The sequence below is a fragment of the Citrobacter tructae genome, assembly GCF_004684345.1.
Lineage (GTDB): Bacteria > Pseudomonadota > Gammaproteobacteria > Enterobacterales > Enterobacteriaceae > Citrobacter > Citrobacter tructae.
The window spans coordinates 611,573-627,879 of sequence record NZ_CP038469.1; the positions used below are offsets into that span (position 1 = coordinate 611,573).

16 protein-coding genes are annotated in these 16,307 nt (G+C 49.6%); 6 read left to right on the plus strand and 10 right to left on the minus strand.

What is annotated here, in order from left to right:
- Positions 1–35: 35 nt before the first annotated feature.
- The 4 genes from E4Z61_RS03530 to yeaG form a co-directional block, all read right to left on the minus strand.
- Positions 36–539 carry a YbaK/prolyl-tRNA synthetase associated domain-containing protein gene (locus E4Z61_RS03530; RefSeq protein WP_135321554.1) on the minus strand — a complete coding sequence of 168 codons (504 nt, stop codon included), beginning with the start codon at positions 537–539 and terminating at the stop codon, positions 36–38.
- 44 nt (positions 540–583) lie between these two features.
- On the minus strand, positions 584–2,074 hold the full coding sequence (gene dgcJ / locus E4Z61_RS03535; protein WP_135321555.1) for a diguanylate cyclase DgcJ: 1,491 nt from the start codon (positions 2,072–2,074) through the stop codon (positions 584–586).
- Between the two features lie 153 nt (positions 2,075–2,227).
- On the minus strand, positions 2,228–3,511 hold the full coding sequence (locus tag E4Z61_RS03540; RefSeq protein ID WP_135321556.1) for a YeaH/YhbH family protein: 1,284 nt from the start codon (positions 3,509–3,511) through the stop codon (positions 2,228–2,230).
- Between the two features lie 109 nt (positions 3,512–3,620).
- On the minus strand, positions 3,621–5,555 hold the full coding sequence (yeaG, locus tag E4Z61_RS03545) for a protein kinase YeaG (protein ID WP_135321557.1): 1,935 nt from the start codon (positions 5,553–5,555) through the stop codon (positions 3,621–3,623).
- Between the two features lie 433 nt (positions 5,556–5,988).
- Here yeaG and E4Z61_RS03550 point away from each other — a divergent pair, with 433 nt between their 5' ends.
- The 4 genes from E4Z61_RS03550 (at position 5,989) to E4Z61_RS03560 (ending at position 8,798) form a co-directional block, all read left to right on the plus strand.
- Positions 5,989–6,735 carry a MipA/OmpV family protein gene (locus E4Z61_RS03550; RefSeq protein WP_135321558.1) on the plus strand — a complete coding sequence of 249 codons (747 nt, stop codon included), beginning with the start codon at positions 5,989–5,991 and terminating at the stop codon, positions 6,733–6,735.
- Positions 6,736–7,193: 458 nt separating this feature from the next.
- Positions 7,194–7,367 carry a hypothetical protein gene (locus E4Z61_RS23815; protein ID WP_167817516.1) on the plus strand — a complete coding sequence of 58 codons (174 nt, stop codon included), beginning with the start codon at positions 7,194–7,196 and terminating at the stop codon, positions 7,365–7,367.
- Between the two features lie 10 nt (positions 7,368–7,377).
- Positions 7,378–7,728 (plus strand): hypothetical protein, encoded by a 351-nt coding sequence (locus E4Z61_RS03555; RefSeq protein WP_135321559.1) that lies wholly within the window; start codon positions 7,378–7,380, stop codon positions 7,726–7,728.
- A 215-nt stretch (positions 7,729–7,943) separates the two neighbouring features.
- A complete protein-coding gene (locus E4Z61_RS03560; RefSeq protein ID WP_135321560.1) occupies positions 7,944–8,798 on the plus strand; it encodes an aldo/keto reductase in 855 nt (284 codons plus the stop codon).
- 81 nt (positions 8,799–8,879) lie between these two features.
- Here E4Z61_RS03560 and E4Z61_RS03565 read toward each other — a convergent pair whose 3' ends face one another.
- Both E4Z61_RS03565 and gapA read right to left on the minus strand, forming a co-directional pair.
- On the minus strand, positions 8,880–9,764 hold the full coding sequence (locus tag E4Z61_RS03565) for a D-hexose-6-phosphate mutarotase (RefSeq protein WP_135321561.1): 885 nt from the start codon (positions 9,762–9,764) through the stop codon (positions 8,880–8,882).
- Between the two features lie 73 nt (positions 9,765–9,837).
- On the minus strand, positions 9,838–10,833 hold the full coding sequence (gene gapA, locus E4Z61_RS03570; RefSeq protein WP_135321562.1) for a glyceraldehyde-3-phosphate dehydrogenase: 996 nt from the start codon (positions 10,831–10,833) through the stop codon (positions 9,838–9,840).
- Between the two features lie 341 nt (positions 10,834–11,174).
- Here gapA and msrB point away from each other — a divergent pair, with 341 nt between their 5' ends.
- Entirely contained in the window at positions 11,175–11,588 is a 414-nt protein-coding gene (gene msrB / locus E4Z61_RS03575; RefSeq protein WP_167817517.1) for a peptide-methionine (R)-S-oxide reductase MsrB, read from the plus strand.
- Between the two features lie 41 nt (positions 11,589–11,629).
- Positions 11,630–11,905: a YeaC family protein gene (locus tag E4Z61_RS03580; protein ID WP_135321564.1), complete on the plus strand. Its 276-nt coding sequence runs from the start codon at positions 11,630–11,632 to the stop codon at positions 11,903–11,905.
- A gap of 62 nt (positions 11,906–11,967) precedes the next feature.
- Here E4Z61_RS03580 and yajD read toward each other — a convergent pair whose 3' ends face one another.
- The 4 genes from yajD to sppA all read right to left on the minus strand — a co-directional run bounded on the left by yajD (position 11,968) and on the right by sppA (position 16,153).
- Positions 11,968–12,312: an HNH nuclease YajD gene (gene yajD, locus E4Z61_RS03585; RefSeq protein WP_003030690.1), complete on the minus strand. Its 345-nt coding sequence runs from the start codon at positions 12,310–12,312 to the stop codon at positions 11,968–11,970.
- Between the two features lie 258 nt (positions 12,313–12,570).
- Positions 12,571–13,209, minus strand: coding sequence for a bifunctional nicotinamidase/pyrazinamidase (pncA, locus tag E4Z61_RS03595; RefSeq protein ID WP_135321565.1), 639 nt, complete (start codon positions 13,207–13,209; stop codon positions 12,571–12,573).
- Between the two features lie 14 nt (positions 13,210–13,223).
- Entirely contained in the window at positions 13,224–14,240 is a 1,017-nt protein-coding gene (gene ansA, locus E4Z61_RS03600) for an asparaginase (protein WP_135321566.1), read from the minus strand.
- Between the two features lie 56 nt (positions 14,241–14,296).
- Complete coding sequence (sppA, locus tag E4Z61_RS03605) at positions 14,297–16,153, minus strand: signal peptide peptidase SppA (protein ID WP_135321567.1); 1,857 nt, start codon at positions 16,151–16,153, stop codon at positions 14,297–14,299.
- Positions 16,154–16,307 lie beyond the last annotated feature (154 nt).

A 16,307-nucleotide genomic window follows, 5' to 3' on the forward strand; every position in this document is an offset into this window, starting at 1 on the left:
CGTTTCTGTGCTGGTAAGGGGCGGTTATGGCTGTGTTACTGCGCGCGGCGAAACGCGACTAACTCAGGTTGCGCAATGCGTAGATAATCCTGGGTATCCATAATGACCGACTTTTCCAGCATCCCAGCGTTAAAAGCGATCTCATCGAAGCGATCAAACAACAGCGGGTCGGCGACCAGCTTGAGTTGAGGATGGAAACTGAAAGGAGGAATGGCGCCAAAGACGCATCCTGTCAGTTCATCCACTTCCGCCGGGCTGGCGAGCGATGCCCTTAAACCGCCAAGATGACTGGCAAGCTGGCTCAGGTCGGCCTGCTGATCGGCAGACAGAATGGCAAGCACATGTTGATTGACGCCATTGCCTTTCACTTTACATACCAGGGCTTTTGCTCCCTGACCTAGTGCCGTGCCACGGATCTCTGATACTGCTTCGCATTTGCCGACGGCTTCATGGCTGACCACGCGGTATGTTGCGCCGTGTTCCGACAACAACGAGATCAAACGTTGATGAGTTGTATTCCCTTTGTTTACTTCAGTCATTTCTTACTCCTGGTACCACAATAGATATCCTGCACACAACAATATCATGAGCGATGATGCTTTTTCTGTTTGTTGAGGTAGAGCTGGGCGTCCGAGGCTTTATAGGCATCATCAATAGTGTCATTAGGTTGCATATTATAAATCCCTGCGGAAAAGCTGATTGATGTATCCGGTGCAATAATCTGTAAGTTATTGCGAATACGTTCCAGCAAGCGAGGTGTGAGATCAACGGCATAATCGATAAGAATAATACAGAACTCGTCTCCGCCGAGGCGAATAGCATAGTCACTTTTGCGAATAGAGGCCTGAATAGCTTTAGCCAGAATGGTGATTATGCGATCGCCTTCCTGATGACCCAGCGTGTCATTAATTTTTTTCAGTTTGTCACAATCAATGGCGACAAAGGTTACCAACGATCCCGAATTGACCAGTTGCTGCAAACGCTGTTCGAGCGTTGGCGTTAAAATCTTACGGTTGTAGAGTCCGGTCATGGCATCACTGATATTTTCACGCGTGACGTTGTGATACAAACGAAAATGCGTCCTGACCATATTCAGAAGTAGTGCTGTGGCTAACAGGAAGAAGACAAAAATCTTCCACGATGAGACAATAAAGTACGTGAAATCAAGTGATAGTGTGATGCGTAACCCGCCGGGTATGTCATTAATGTAATGAACATACTGAAACAAGTCTGTCTCGCTTTGGTGGATAACGATTTTTTTACCTGAGTGGATGTCAGATAAGGTCACGTTAAGGTAACGCCATACAAGGGGACGGTCGTTGGTATAAAAAATATGCTTTAAATTCTCTTTATTAATATCCACCATGACGACGCCTTTTAGCTTGCCGGAAAAATAGACCGGTGTTAAAAAGCTCATCACTTTTTCTTGCGTGAGGTCATCTTCGTAAATACTGGAGATGACCGTTCGGCCAGTAAAAATATCGTCAATATCATTCTGGTTAATTCCCAGCGTGCCTTTTTGTAAAAAAGACCAATGATTCATGGTGAACTGGTAAGAGTTGACCAGATTGTAGAAATAGATGTAGTTGTTTTTTAGATCAATGTAATAACGGAATTTGTATTCCAGCGTACCTAATCCATGACCGTAATCGACCAACTCACGATTCACGTTTACCGCCTGGTCGAAGGCGGGTAACAGGAAAATGTCATCAAGTTGGTCGATACAGTTTGAAGAGTGGGTCTGTAAAGTACCGCGCAATGGAAGATAGCGATGACGGGTAAGATTCAGCCCATGTGCGCCGTTAACGCTCTCGAAGGCGTTGCAAAGCGCTTTCCGTTGCTCAAGTGAAACGGGATCTTTGGGCGATGAAAATTTGCGCATCAGATGGGCTGCGATGCTCTGATTGGTGTACTTGTCATACAAAAAAGAGGAGTCGGCTTTCTCAATGATATAACGCATATACGCGTTCATTGCCTTGTTGCTGGCAATCAGTTCGTAAATCAGAAAAGAGGATGTCAATACAATAACGCTGACGGAGATAAAGTGCCTGAGCGCTTTATGATGCAACTTCATAATGAATTACAGCCCATAGGTTAGAGGGGCGAGTTTACCATATGTACAACATTCGCTCTAACGGAGCGACAGGATAAACCATTGCAAAATGTCAATATCCCGATGAAGCGTAATATAATCAGCCGGAGCACAGGCCCCGGCTGAGATTGTCGCTTAATTACTACTAGTGGTGCTTTGCTTATGAAACAGTTCCCGGAACACCGGATAGATATCATCCTGATCACGGATATGCTGCATAGCAAAGTTCTCAAAGGTTGATTGCAGATGCTCGTACTCACGCCATAAGGTCTGGTGCGCACGGCGGGTGATTTCGATATAGCTATAATATCGCACCACCGGAAGCAGTTTTTTCGCCAGAATTTCATGGCACAGTGGCGAGTCATCCGCCCAGTTATCACCGTCCGATGCCTGTGCCGCATAGATATTCCACTGTGCAGGATCGTAGCGATCTTTCACCACTTCATCCATCAACTTCAGTGCGCTGGAGACAATGGTTCCCCCAGTTTCCTGAGAGTAGAAGAACTCATGCTCGTCCACCTCTTTTGCCTGGGTATGGTGGCGAATATAAACCACTTCGACGTTCTTGTAGGTGCGGCTTAAGAACAGATACAGCAGAATATAAAACCGCTTGGCCATATCTTTGGTCGACTGATCCATCGAGCCGGAAACGTCCATCAGACAGAACATCACCGCCTGGCTGGAAGGGTCGGGCCGTTTTTCATAATTCTTGTAGCGCAAATCAAAGGTGTCGATAAACGGGACGCGTTCGATTTTTGCCCGTAGTTCGGCAATCTCTTTGCGTAATCGTTCTTCCTCCAGCAACTGTGCAGGTTCACTTTTGGCGATGGTTTCCAGGTCGGCTTCAAGCGCATGCAGCTCCCGACGTTTACCCGCCGTCATCGCCGTGCGGCGCGCCAGCGAATTTTGTAGCGATCGCACCACGCTAATATTGGCAGGCACACCGTTGGAGGTAAATCCTGCCCGGTGCGTTTTGTACTCCGTTAACTGGCGTTGCTGATTTTGCTTCAGATTCGGGAGCGCCAAATCCTCAAACAGCAGATCCAAATACTCATCTTTTGAAATCTGAAAGACGAACTCATCCTGGCCTTCTCCATCCTGGCTGGCCTGGCCTTGTCCGCTTCCAGAACCTCCGCCGCCTCCCTGAGGGCGTTCAATACGGTCGTTCTGCACAAAATGGTCGTTACCCGGATGTACGCGATGGCGCAGACCCCCGCGCCCCTGATGAAACATCGGTTCGCTAATATCATCGGTCGGGATAGAGACAGACTCGCCGCTATCGACATCAGTCACCGAACGCTTGTTAATGGCCTCGGAGATCGACTGTTTAATTTGCGATTTATAACGGCGTAAGAAGCGCTGACGGTTTACCGTGCTCTTGTTTTTGCCGTTAAGACGTCGGTCTATGAACCAGGTCATATGCCCCCCGTACTGCCAACTGTTCGCAGATTCTGTAGATGCCGGATGGCGTAAAGCTTATCCGGCCTACAGAGTATCGTTATAAGCCCGGCAACACCGGGCATGAAAGTTAAGACGATTTACGTACGCGCAAATACCATTCGCACAGTAAACGCACCTGTTTACGCGTGTAGCCTTTTTCCATCATCCGATCGACAAAGTCGTCGTGTTTTTTCTGCTCGTCAGTCGAGGTTTTGGCGTTAAACGAAATGACCGGCAACAACTCTTCGGTATTCGAGAACATTTTCTTCTCAATAACCGTGCGCAGTTTTTCGTAACTGGTCCAGTTTGGATTACGACCGCTGTTATTCGCTCTGGCGCGCAGAACAAAGTTGACGATCTCGTTACGGAAATCTTTCGGGTTGCTGATACCCGCCGGTTTTTCAATTTTTTCCAGCTCCGAATTCAGCGACTCGCGATCGAACAGTTGACCAGTATCCGGATCGCGATATTCCTGATCCTGGATCCAGAAATCCGCATAGGTGACATAACGGTCAAAAATGTTCTGTCCGTATTCGGAGTAGGATTCCAGATAGGCGGTCTGGATCTCTTTGCCAATAAATTCAGCATATTTCGGGATCAGATAGCCTTTCAGGAACTCAAGGTAGCGTTCAGCCTGCTCCTGTGGGAACTGCTCACGCTCGATTTGCTGCTCCAGAACATAGAACAGGTGCACTGGGTTTGCCGCCACTTCCACATGATCAAAGTTAAACACGCGGGAGAGGATCTTAAACGCAAAGCGCGTCGACAGGCCGTTCATCCCTTCATCAACCCCGGCGTAATCCCGATACTCCTGGTAAGATTTCGCTTTCGGATCGGTATCCTTCAGGCTTTCGCCATCGTAAACGCGCATCTTCGAGTAGATGCTCGAGTTTTCTGGCTCTTTCAGACGCGAAAGAATCGTGAAGCGAGAAAGCGTTTCCAGCGTACCGGGTGCGCAAGGCGCGTGAGTCAATTCACTGTGGTTAAGCAATTTCTCGTAGATCTTGATCTCTTCGGAGATGCGTAAGCAATACGGAACCTTCACGATGTAGACGCGGTCGAGGAAAGCTTCGTTGTTTTTGTTGTTACGGAACGTCACCCATTCGGATTCGTTCGAGTGAGCAAGAATAATGCCGTTGAACGGCAGGGCAGAAATGCCTTCTGTCCCGTTGTAGTTGCCTTCCTGCGTTGCAGTCAGCAGAGGATGTAGCACTTTAATCGGTGCTTTAAACATCTCCACAAACTCCATGATCCCCTGATTAGCCCGGCACAGTGCGCCGGAATAGCCGTAGGCATCCGGATCGTTCTGGGCGTGGTGTTCGAGTTTGCGAATATCCACTTTCCCGACCAGAGCAGAGATATCCTGGTTGTTCTCATCGCCCGGTTCCGTTTTGGCGATAGCAATTTGTTCCAGAATAGACGGCCAGACTTTGACCACGCGGAATTTGGTAATATCGCCACCGAAATCATGCAGACGCTTCGCGGCCCATGGCGACATAATCGTGCCAAGATAGCGGCGAGGGATCCCGTACTCTTTCTCCAGGATCTGCGCATCTTCCTGAGGGTTGAACAGGCATAACGGATGATCGTTAACCGGGCTGCGTTCACCGTTGGCGCTCAGGACATAAATCGGTACTCTTTGCATCAGCGATTTCAGTCGCTCAGCGAGAGATGATTTTCCTCCCCCTACAGGCCCCAGCAGATACAGGATCTGCTTCTTCTCTTCCAGCCCCTGAGCCGCGTGTTTCAGATAAGAGACAATCTGTTCAATCGCGTCTTCCATGCCATAAAACTCTTCAAATGCGGGATAACGAGCAATTACCCGGTTTGAAAAAAGTCGAGAAAGTCGAGGTTCATGGGCAGTATCGACCATGACAGGCTCACCAATAGCCATTAATAGCCGCTCTGCCGCGTTGGCATAAGCACTGCGATCTTGCCGACAAGTGGTAAGAAACTCCTGCAGCGTGAACTCTTCGTCCTTGGCCGCTTCATAACGCTGGCGATAGTGATCGAATATATTCATGGTATGCCGTCCTTTCGTTTTTTAGCACATGTTAAGAGCCGTTCATATGAATAGTAGAGGCCCCTGAAGAGGTAAACTGAACGACGTCGCTGCTGAAGAAATAAGCAACTCTCATGCCATTTCGATGGTCAGGAGATCAACGTATTCGGTGATACACCTTCTAAAATTAAGCGTAGATGGCATTTGCAAAACTTGCCTGCGTGCGCAAATGAATTTCAATGGCATATCAATAACTCATCGGCAAAAAATAGACATCTTATGTAAAGAAATGGGGAGGGATTCATGCATTGTTCATCAGGATGCAAGCAAAATGTCATCACTCGCTGAGAAATTAGTGGGTTACATTATGGAGCGAATACGTAAAATAGTTGGGCTATCACGCAATGACGGTTACACTTTGAGTGCTTTACATTTGAATAAGGAATTATGGATTGTGACCAAACTCAAACTTCTGGCACTTGGCGTGCTTATTGCCACCTCTTCCAGCGTAGCACAAGCAGAAAGCAACCTGACGCTGGGCGCTGGCGTTGGTGTGGTTGAGAACGCTTATAAACAATACGATAATGACGTTTATCCGGTACCTGTTGTGACCTATGACAGCGAGAACTTCTGGTTCCGTGGTCTGGGTGGCGGTTACTATCTGTGGAATGACAACACCGATAAACTGTCTGTCATGGCCTACTGGTCTCCGATGTATTTTAAACCGGGCGACAGCGATAACAGCCAACTGCGTCGTCTTGATAAACGTAAGAGCACCATGATGGCCGGTCTGTCTTACGTCCACAATACGCAATACGGCTTCTTGCGTACCAGCCTTGCCGGAGACGCGCTGGACAACAGCAATGGCATTGTCTGGGATCTGGCGTGGTTGTACCGCTACACCAACGGTGGCCTGACATTGACGCCGGGGATCGGCGTAGAGTGGAACAGCGAAAACCAAAACGAATACTACTATGGTGTATCGCACCACGAGTCTTCTCGCAGCGGTCTGCGCAGCTACGATCCAAATAGCAGCTGGAGCCCGTACCTTGAACTTAGCGCAAACTACAACTTCCTTGGTGACTGGAGTGTGTACGCGACCGCACGTTATACCCACCTGTCTGATGAAGTAACCGACAGCCCGATGGTGGACAAATCCTGGACGGGTCTGCTTTCTACGGGTATTACCTATAAGTTCTGATTTCGCTAAACGATGAACAGATAATTACATTAGTCCCGCAGAAATGCGGGCTTTTTATTTTTTTATCTTATATACGGCATCCTTCAACCTGCCTTGGTGCTGGCTACGTTCACTCACCCGAATCACTTACCAGAGTAAGCTCATAGGCATTCACTTTCGTGCCGCCTTGATGCAATTTGAATGATTTAGTGTATATACCTGGTTTTGATAACGTGTTTTTCTATTTTATTTAACGATGAAAGTTAACTTTTATTCGAAAGTGACTTAATAAATTTATTTTAGATTTTTAGGTAATTATCTGAAAAATAGAATTGACATTAAATATTGAATTGCAGATATTACTCAACTCTTAAAATACAGCGAAGAAAATTATTCGCATCGGATATTTAATGAAAAAGTTAATTATGATAGCTCTAATGGGCGGGCTCCTGGCCGGGTGCTCCACGGAAGCCTCCCGCATGAATGACTGCCAAAACAAGGGGATTAGCCGCGACGCGTGCTATATCGCGGAACAAAACCGCCAGGCAACCATCAACGCCTCAGCGGAAAAGCAGGCTATGGAAAACGCACAAAGCCTGTATAACACTGATGACGGTAACACCCACCATCACAAAAAGCATAACAACGATTAAGGTCTTGCCGATGAAAAAATACATCATTATCGCCGTATTGGTAGCATCATCTGCTGCGCCTGCTTATGCCATCAGCGAGGCTTACCGCCAGCAGCTAGAACATGAACATAAAACGATGGTCAGCGAAGCCAGTGCGCCCGTTCATGCCAGCAGCGCTAAATCTGTACATGTGAAAAAAATGGGTATTGATTTCAAACGTGGTGCTGATGGAATTGCATATATTAATGGCAAACCTGCATCAAATGATGAGAATACCGCTACTGCACAAACTTATAGTGCGGGTTTAATTACTGTTATTATGTATAAAAATGGTAAAATTGAAGCAATGCAAGAGGGTAAATATTTAGGTCGCTTAAAATAATCCCAATACTGATGATAGGTTATGTTTTATTTAAGCCCGAAGACATCCTATCTTCGGGATTTTTATTTAGTATTTTCAATGTCTTTTAATTATTTACGTCCCTCTTCATATTCCAGTTCAATATCTGCAAGACAGAGATGGTGCATTTTGTGCACCGTCATGGAGCGATGCCCGTTTCTTTGCGCTATTGTGGTGCGTAAAGACAGGAGGGGACGATGACAGACAAGCAGGTGGTTTTTGCAAAACAGGTAATGCTCCCGGCTATCGGGCAGGGAACGTGGTACATGGGCGAGAATGCCAGTCGCCGTCATGATGAAGTGGCCGCGCTGCAGGCGGGGTTGGATCTTGGTTTACGACTTATTGATACCGCAGAAATGTACGCTGATGGTGCAGCGGAAGAGATCGTTGGCGAGGCGTTGTTGGGACGTCGCGATGACGCTTTTCTGGTGTCAAAAGTTTATCCCTGGAATGCCGGAGGCCAGAAAGCTATCGCGGCCTGCGAAGCGAGTCTGCGGCGACTGAAAACCGATTATCTGGATCTCTACTTGTTGCACTGGTCGGGTAATTACTCGTTTGCAGAAACGGTTGAGGCGATGGAAACGCTGATCGGCCAGGGGAAAATCCGTCACTGGGGGGTATCTAACCTCGACTACGATGATATGCAGGCACTATGGCAGGTGGCGGGGGGCCAACAGTGTGCAACTAACCAGGTGCTCTATCATTTGGCATCACGCGGCATTGAATATGATTTACTGCCATGGTGTCAGCAGCAACAGATGCCAGTCATGGCCTACAGTCCACTGGCCCAGGCTGGACGTTTATGCAGTGATTTGCTTAGCAATGCGCTGGTGAGTGAGATCGCGCTTGCGCACAATGCCAGCGCCGCACAGATTTTGCTGGCGTGGGCCATTCGCCAACCGGGGGTAATAGCCATTCCGAAGGCGGCAAGCATCGTACACGTTGAGCAGAACGCTGCTGCGTTGGATATCACGCTCTCGTTCAGCGAGCTGGAACAGCTAGATAAGGCTTTTCCCGCCCCGCAGAGTAAAACGATGCTGGATATGGCGTGATGTTACGTATTTTATCAGGCTTACGAAATGTGCCTGTAGGCCTGATAAAACACCCGTCGCCATCAGGCAACGGGCAAAATCTTAACGCTTAGCAACACGAATCGTTTGCGCCAGGCGAGAAGGTTTCTCTTCAGTGGTTTTCTGCGGCACGGTCGCGTAAGCGGTTTCTACGCACACAAACGTTTTGTACCCATCATCCGGCATGTCGCCCATGCTGACAGACAGAGCCGGGCCTGGGTTCCAGCCAACAACATTCAGATGATGATGGTGCACGACGTCGATATTGCGATTCAGCGAACCGTCATGGATGACGCTGCACGCTTCCGGGTTCAGATACACGCGGTCGGTACGATCCGGGAAGGTCTGGATACCGTCGGCCAGGACATCCTCTTTCGCATCGTTAACTTTATCGATCAGACGGTCGCCAAGACCACTCACTTTCACTGCCGCGATGTCACCGACGTTAAAATAGGTATGCAGCGCAGAGGTGGTTTCGAATTCACCGTGGGCTTCCAGTTCGATTTCGCAGGTAGCGCCCACTTTGAAGCGCGCTAGCAGCGTAAACTCATGCGGCCAAAGCTGACGCGTTTCAGCATTACTCAGCAGTTCAAACGTCAGCACCACACCGTTGTCGTCTTCGTTGTGCGCTTTCAGCTTCCACGGCAGGTTACGGGCAAATCCGTGAGACGGCAGGCCTGGCTGAGCGGCAGGGCCAAACCACGGCCAGCAAATCGGTACGCCGCCGCGCAGCGCCACACCCGTTTTAAACGGCGTATTGTTACTTAACCACAGGACTTCTTCTTCGCCGGTGGGTTTCCAGGAAAGAAGATGTGCGCCCTGTAGTGCAAAAGAGGCTTTAACCTGCGGGTGATCAACAACCACAATCTCAAGCTCATCAAGCTGACGGCGGGAGAGGACAGGGGTAATGTGTTCGATTGTCGGAAGTGCAAAAATTTTATTAATCATTACGCAATCCTTTATTTTGAGCAAAAAAAAGAGCGACCGAAGTCGCTCTTACAGATTACTGTTTCATCTCAACTTATTTGGAGATGTGAGCAATCAGATCCAGAACTTTGTTTGAGTAGCCGGTTTCGTTGTCGTACCAGGATACCAGTTTCACGAAGTTGTCGTTCAGTGCGATACCTGCTTTAGCATCGAACACGGAAGTGCAAACTTCACCGTTGAAATCGGTAGATACAACGTCGTCTTCGGTGTAACCCAGAACGCCTTTCATCGGGCCTTCGGAAGCAGCTTTGATTGCTTTCTTAATTTCTTCGTAAGAAGCAGCTTTTTCCAGACGAACGGTCAGGTCAACAACGGATACGTTCGGAGTAGGAACACGGAACGCCATACCAGTCAGTTTGCCATTCAGTTCTGGCAGTACTTTACCTACAGCTTTAGCAGCACCGGTAGAGGACGGGATGATGTTCTGCGCTGCGCCACGACCGCCACGCCAGTCTTTGTGAGACGGGCCATCAACGGTTTTCTGAGTTGCGGTGGTCGCGTGAACGGTAGTCATCAGACCTTCGATAATACCGAAGTTGTCGTTGATAACTTTAGCCAGCGGAGCCAGGCAGTTAGTGGTGCAAGATGCGTTAGAAACGATGTCCTGACCTTCGTATTTGTCAAAGTTAGCGCCTTTAACAAACATCGGGGTGTCATCTTTGGACGGACCAGTCAGAACCACTTTTTTCGCGCCAGCAGTGATGTGCTTACGAGCGGTTTCGTCTGTCAGGAACAGGCCAGTAGCTTCAGCAACTACGTCAACACCAACTTCGTCCCATTTCAGGTTAGCCGGATCACGTTCAGCGGTAACACGGATTTTTTTACCGTTTACGATCAGATGACCGTCTTTCACTTCAACGGTACCGTTGAAACGGCCGTGAGTGGAGTCATATTTCAGCATGTAAGCCATGTAGTCAGCGTCTAACAGGTCGTTGATTGCAACGATCTCGATGTCAGAGCGTTCTTGAGCAGCACGGAAAACAATGCGACCGATACGGCCAAAACCGTTGATACCTACTTTGATAGTCATATATTCCACCAGCTATTTGTTAGTGAATAAAAGGTTGCCTGTAAAATTACAAAAACCTTACGCAGCGTCAAGCGGAATCGTGTCAATCATTGCGACAAATCAATCTGCTGCCTAAGCTTTGCGCAACTGACTCGCCTCACTCTTCCTTTGGGCTTGAAACCACATGGGGGCGGCGGCCCGAATTTTAAAGAGCAATCAAGATAAAAACGTGATTGCTGTCACGATTTATAGGCTGCCATTTCGCAATTATCAAGTTTAGAACAAAAGTTCGCCCTGTGGTGTTAATGTTTTGTTAGAATCTGTCTCGCGATGTGAGTTTAGATAAAGCGAGATGTGAGCAAATGGCTAATCAACCCTCTCCAGAAGAACTAAAGAAAAATTTATCCGAAATGCAGTTCTACGTGACGCAGAATCATGGGACCGAACCGCCGTTTACCGGGCGTTTGCTGCATAACAAACGTGATGGTGTTTACCATTGCTTGATCTGTGACAAACCGCTGTTTCGTTCTGATACAAAATACGATTCTGGCTGCGGATGGCCCAGTTTCTACGAGCCTGTCAGCGAAGAGGCTATTCGTTACATTAAAGATACGTCACACGGGATGCAGCGTATCGAAATCCGGTGTGGCAATTGTGATGCGCACCTGGGACATGTCTTCCCGGATGGTCCAAAACCTACCGGTGAACGTTACTGTGTAAATTCAGCGTCTTTGAATTTCACCGATGATGAAAACGGCGATCAAATTAAAGGTTGAGGAAACGATTCAGCCAATTATTCTACGGGAGTGGATTTTAGATGAATCTTGATGAGATGATTAACAGCATGACACCGGAAGTTTATCAGCGCTTGTCTACTGCCGTTGAGCTGGGAAAATGGCCGGATGGCGTTGCGCTAACGACGGAACAAAAAGAGAACAGTATGCAACTGGTGATGTTATGGCAGGCGCGTAACAATATCGATGCGCAGCATATGACTATCGACACTAACGGTGAGATGGTGATGAAGAGCAAGCAGCAACTGAAGGTTGAATTTGGTATTACGCCTGAGCCGATTGCGACGTTCAAATCCTGACTGCGGCGAACGGTGTGACTTCGCAGGTCCGGCAAGATGATAATGGCGGACCTGCAATAAAATTATTTCTTGTTCATCATGGCCTTAAGATCGGCAAACGGATTGTATTTCGCCTCGCCGACGTCTTTCTGCGCATCTTCCCCCGCCACTACGGTGGAACCATACTGATCCACCTCAGTATATTTCGAGTGCTCATGATCGTGGCAATACAGGCATAACATCTCCCAGTTGCTACCGTCTTCCGGGTTATTGGAGTGATCGTGATCGATATGGTGTACCGTTAGCTCGCGCAGATTGGAATACACGAACTCACGAGAACAGCGGCCGCAGACCCAGGGGAACAGTTTAAGCGCCTTTTCCCGGTATCCGACTTCCAGACGGGCGTAATTTTTAGGGATAAAAGCCATAAAATGTCGTGCTCCTGTAGAAGATGGAAAGCTGCGCCAACGTCAGGCGCAGCGAATGGCGATAATCATAACCTATTGTGCAAGCGGTGACACAATGCAGATCAGTGTTTGATCCCTAACGACTCGGTCAACTGCTTAGTATCGTCCCAATGCTGATTAAAGTGCTTGTGCCGATGGTTGATGAACTTTGCCACGATATTGTTGTGCTTACAGAGGTATCTTTGCTCAGATCGGCACCCTGCGATTTGAACAACTCAATTAGCCTTGAGTTTCCAGCCAGTCCGCCAGCGTATACAGCGTCGCACCTGCAGCTGCCATTTCCATAAATGCCTGCGTGCTGTCTTGCGGCTGAATATTCACACCCCGACAGCCGTCGGTAATCACATTGACGGTATAGCCCAGATCCAGCGCATCGAGGACGGTAAATTTGACGCAATAGTCGGTTGCCAGCCCCATGATGATGAGGTCGGAAATATGATTTTGCTGAAGCCACGCATTCAGCTCAGTAGCCTGACGGCGACCGTTATCAAAAAACGCACTGTAACTGTCAACCTGCGGGTTTTCGCCTTTATAGAACGTCTTATCAATGGCACGTTGCTCAAGCAGAGGGTGCAGGGCAGCGCCTTCGCTGTTCTGCACGCAGTGATCGGGCCAAAACGTTTGCGCCAGGCCGTCGAGTTGCCCCTGACTGTAGGGGGCAACCTGATGCTGGCTGGCGAAGCTGCCGTGATTAATCGGGTGCCAGTCCAGACTGGCGACTATGACGTCGCCGCGCGTGGCACACCAGTCAATCAGGCGGTTGGCAATATCGATTGTGCTGTCACCTTGCGGGACGGCAAGTGCGCCACCGGCACAAAAATCATTTTGTAAATCGACCAGCAATAATGCTCGGACCATTGTCATCGACTCCTTTACTCGTCCGGCGTGAGCTCGCCACGCAAGTTTTGCGTCATCGCCGTGCGAATGGCCTGTGTATCCAGCCCCTGGCTTAGCAGATAATGCAGCTTGGTCAGCGTCGCTTCGACGGTCATATCTGCGCCGCCAATCACACCCGCATGTGCCAGCGCATTCCCCGTTGCATAACCGCCCATGTTTACCTTACCGGACATACACTGCGTGAGGTTAACCACTACAATGCCCCGCGAGCTCGCATCTTCAAGTTCTTTGAGGAACTCTTTATTTTGTGGCGCATTGCCCACGCCGTAGGAGCGCAGTATTAACGCTTTGACCGGCTGGCGCAGGAAGTTACGCACCACGTCAGCGGAAATCCCCGGATAAATGGTGACCACGCCAATCGGCTGCGGGGTAATAGGGTGCACAATCAACTCGCCCGCACCGTGTGGCGCTGGCGGCGTTCCAAGACGGCGGATGTGGATCCCCGCTTCGAGTAAGGGCGCAAGGTTGGGAGACGCGAATGCGTCAAAACCGTCGGCGTGCGCCTTGGTAGTGCGGTTACCGCGATACAAGCGATTGTTGAAAAACAGGGTGACTTCATTGATTGGGTAATTGGCTGCTACGTATAACGCATTCAGCAAATTGATTTGTCCGTCCGAGCGTAGCTCTGCCAGCGGAATTTGTGACCCTGTCACAATAACCGGCTTACCCAAATTCTCCAACATGAACGAGAGCGCCGAGGCGGTGAACGCCATGGTGTCGGTGCCGTGCAGAATAACAAAACCATCGTATTCGTCATAGTGTGCTTTTATATCTTCCGCAATATGCTGCCAGTCTTCTGGCGTCATATCGGAGGAATCCATCAGCGGGACGTATTCGTGAATGGTGAAGTCTGGCATCTCGGGGCGGTGGAATTCAGGCATCAATGCCAGCTGGCGCTGAAGATGGCCGGAAACGGGAATGTAACCTTGTGCTGAGCGCTGCATACCGATGGTACCGCCGGTATAGGCAACGTAAATCGATTTCTTCTGCATGACGTTTCTTCTGTCTCAAAGAAAAACCCCTCTTCATCCCGAAGAGGGGTCAATTGTTAGCGAACGTTGGCGCAGGTCAGGCAGAACGCGTAACGGTTCTGCGGGTCGTTAAACGCGGCCAGCTTATCACTTTCGGTTTTTACCACGCTTGCCGCAGAGGCTAACGGCGCGGGGAGCATGGCCTGAATCGCTTCTGGCAGCATGGCGCGAACGGAACCTGACATGCTGTCCATTACCATATCAACGAACGTCGGCTCGTCCTGATAATATTCAATGTGCCATTGTTTCAGTTTGGCCAGTTCGGCTGCTTTTGCCACGGCGTCGTCGAAGTCACCGAGACTGTCGACCAGTCCGTTAGCTTTCGCATCCAGACCTGTCCAGACGTGGCCCTGCGCGATTTTATCAATCTGCTCAGGCGTTGTCTTACGTGCATCTGCCACCAGCGTGATGAAGCGCTTATAGCCGTTCTCGATGCTGAGTTGCATCATCTGCTGCACTTCCGGCGGTAATGCTTTAGTGACGGAAATATCGGCCAGCGGTGAGGTTGCCACGCCGTCGGTATGCACACCAATAGAATCCAGGCTGTTCTCAACGGTGTTGATCACGCCAAAGATGCCGATTGAACCGGTCAGGGTACTCGGGTTCGCCACAATATAGCTTGCCGGGGTTGAGATCCAATACCCACCGGATGCCGCCATGCCACCCATGGAAACGACAACCGGTTTGCCTGCCGCTTTTGCTGCAGCCAGCTCAGAGCGGATCACTTCGGAGGCGCTGACGCTGCCGCCTGGACTGTTCACGCGCAGGACAATGGCTTTCACCTTCGGATCGAGGCGCGCTTCGCGGATCTGTGCGGCAGTGGTGTCACCTCCGACATTACCTGGCGTTTCTTCACCGTCCATAATCGCGCCATTGGCGAAGACCACGCCAATGCTGTCGCCGGTGTCAGCCGGGGTTTTCAGAGTGTAATCGTAATAGCTTACGGCACGGTAGTTCTTCTCTGTTTTGCTCCAGCCAAACTGTTTGGTCAGTAGTTTTTCCACTTCGGCGCTGGAGGCGAGGGTATCCACCAGTTTGTTATCGAGGGCGTACTTCGCGGTATCGCCATCCACTTTTTTCAGACCGTCAAGCATCGCCTGTGCGCCCGGGAACACCTGCTGAGCCGGGATCTGACGGTTAGCAGCAACGGTGTCGAGATAGTTCTGCCACAGCTCGCCAATCCAGCGACTGTCGGCTTCACGCGCAGCCGGAGACATATCGTCGCGAATAAACGGTTCGACGGCGGACTTATAGGTGCCGACGCGGAACACGTGGGTTGAGACTTTCAGCTTATCGAGCAGGGACTTGTAGTACAGACCGTTGGTGGCAAAGCCGTGCAGATCAACGGAACCCTGTGGAGAGAGATAAATTTTGTTAGCAAAACTGGCCAGATAATACTGTCCCTGGCTGAAGTTATCGCCCACGGCAAAGACCGGTTTGCCGCTGTCGCGGAATTCCCGTAGCGCTTTGCCGATATACTGCATGGACGGCTGGTCGGCCCCGGCAAAGTTTTTCAAATCCATCACGATGCCTGTGATGTTGCGGTCATCTTTTGCCTGACGAATAGTATTGACGATATCGAACAGCGAGTTTTCCTGCAGGCGATCTGAACTGGCACCAAACAGTTGACGGCCAATAACGCTTAGGCGGCTGGTACTTGAAGGCTTATCGACAATGACGCCTGAGATATCCAGCAGCAGCGCGCCTCGCTCGGCGTGTTCACTGGTATTGCTGCTGCTGACCTGCATCCAGATACCCACACCCACTAGTACCAGAAAGATGAAGAACAGATTCAGTACACATTCACGGACGAAATTCAGTATTCGCCACGTCCATTTAAAAATTCCGGCAATAAAACGCCACAGGGTTCGCATGTATTCTCCCTACCGATGAACAACACGCCTCCCCGTTCTACCGGAGAAAGGCGTTAAGATGTGGCTATCGTAATGACCCGGCAGGCACTTGTCAGCAGGAATCACTACCGGTGCTGTAACAAAATCCGCTCACGTGTTAATTTTGTGAACAAAT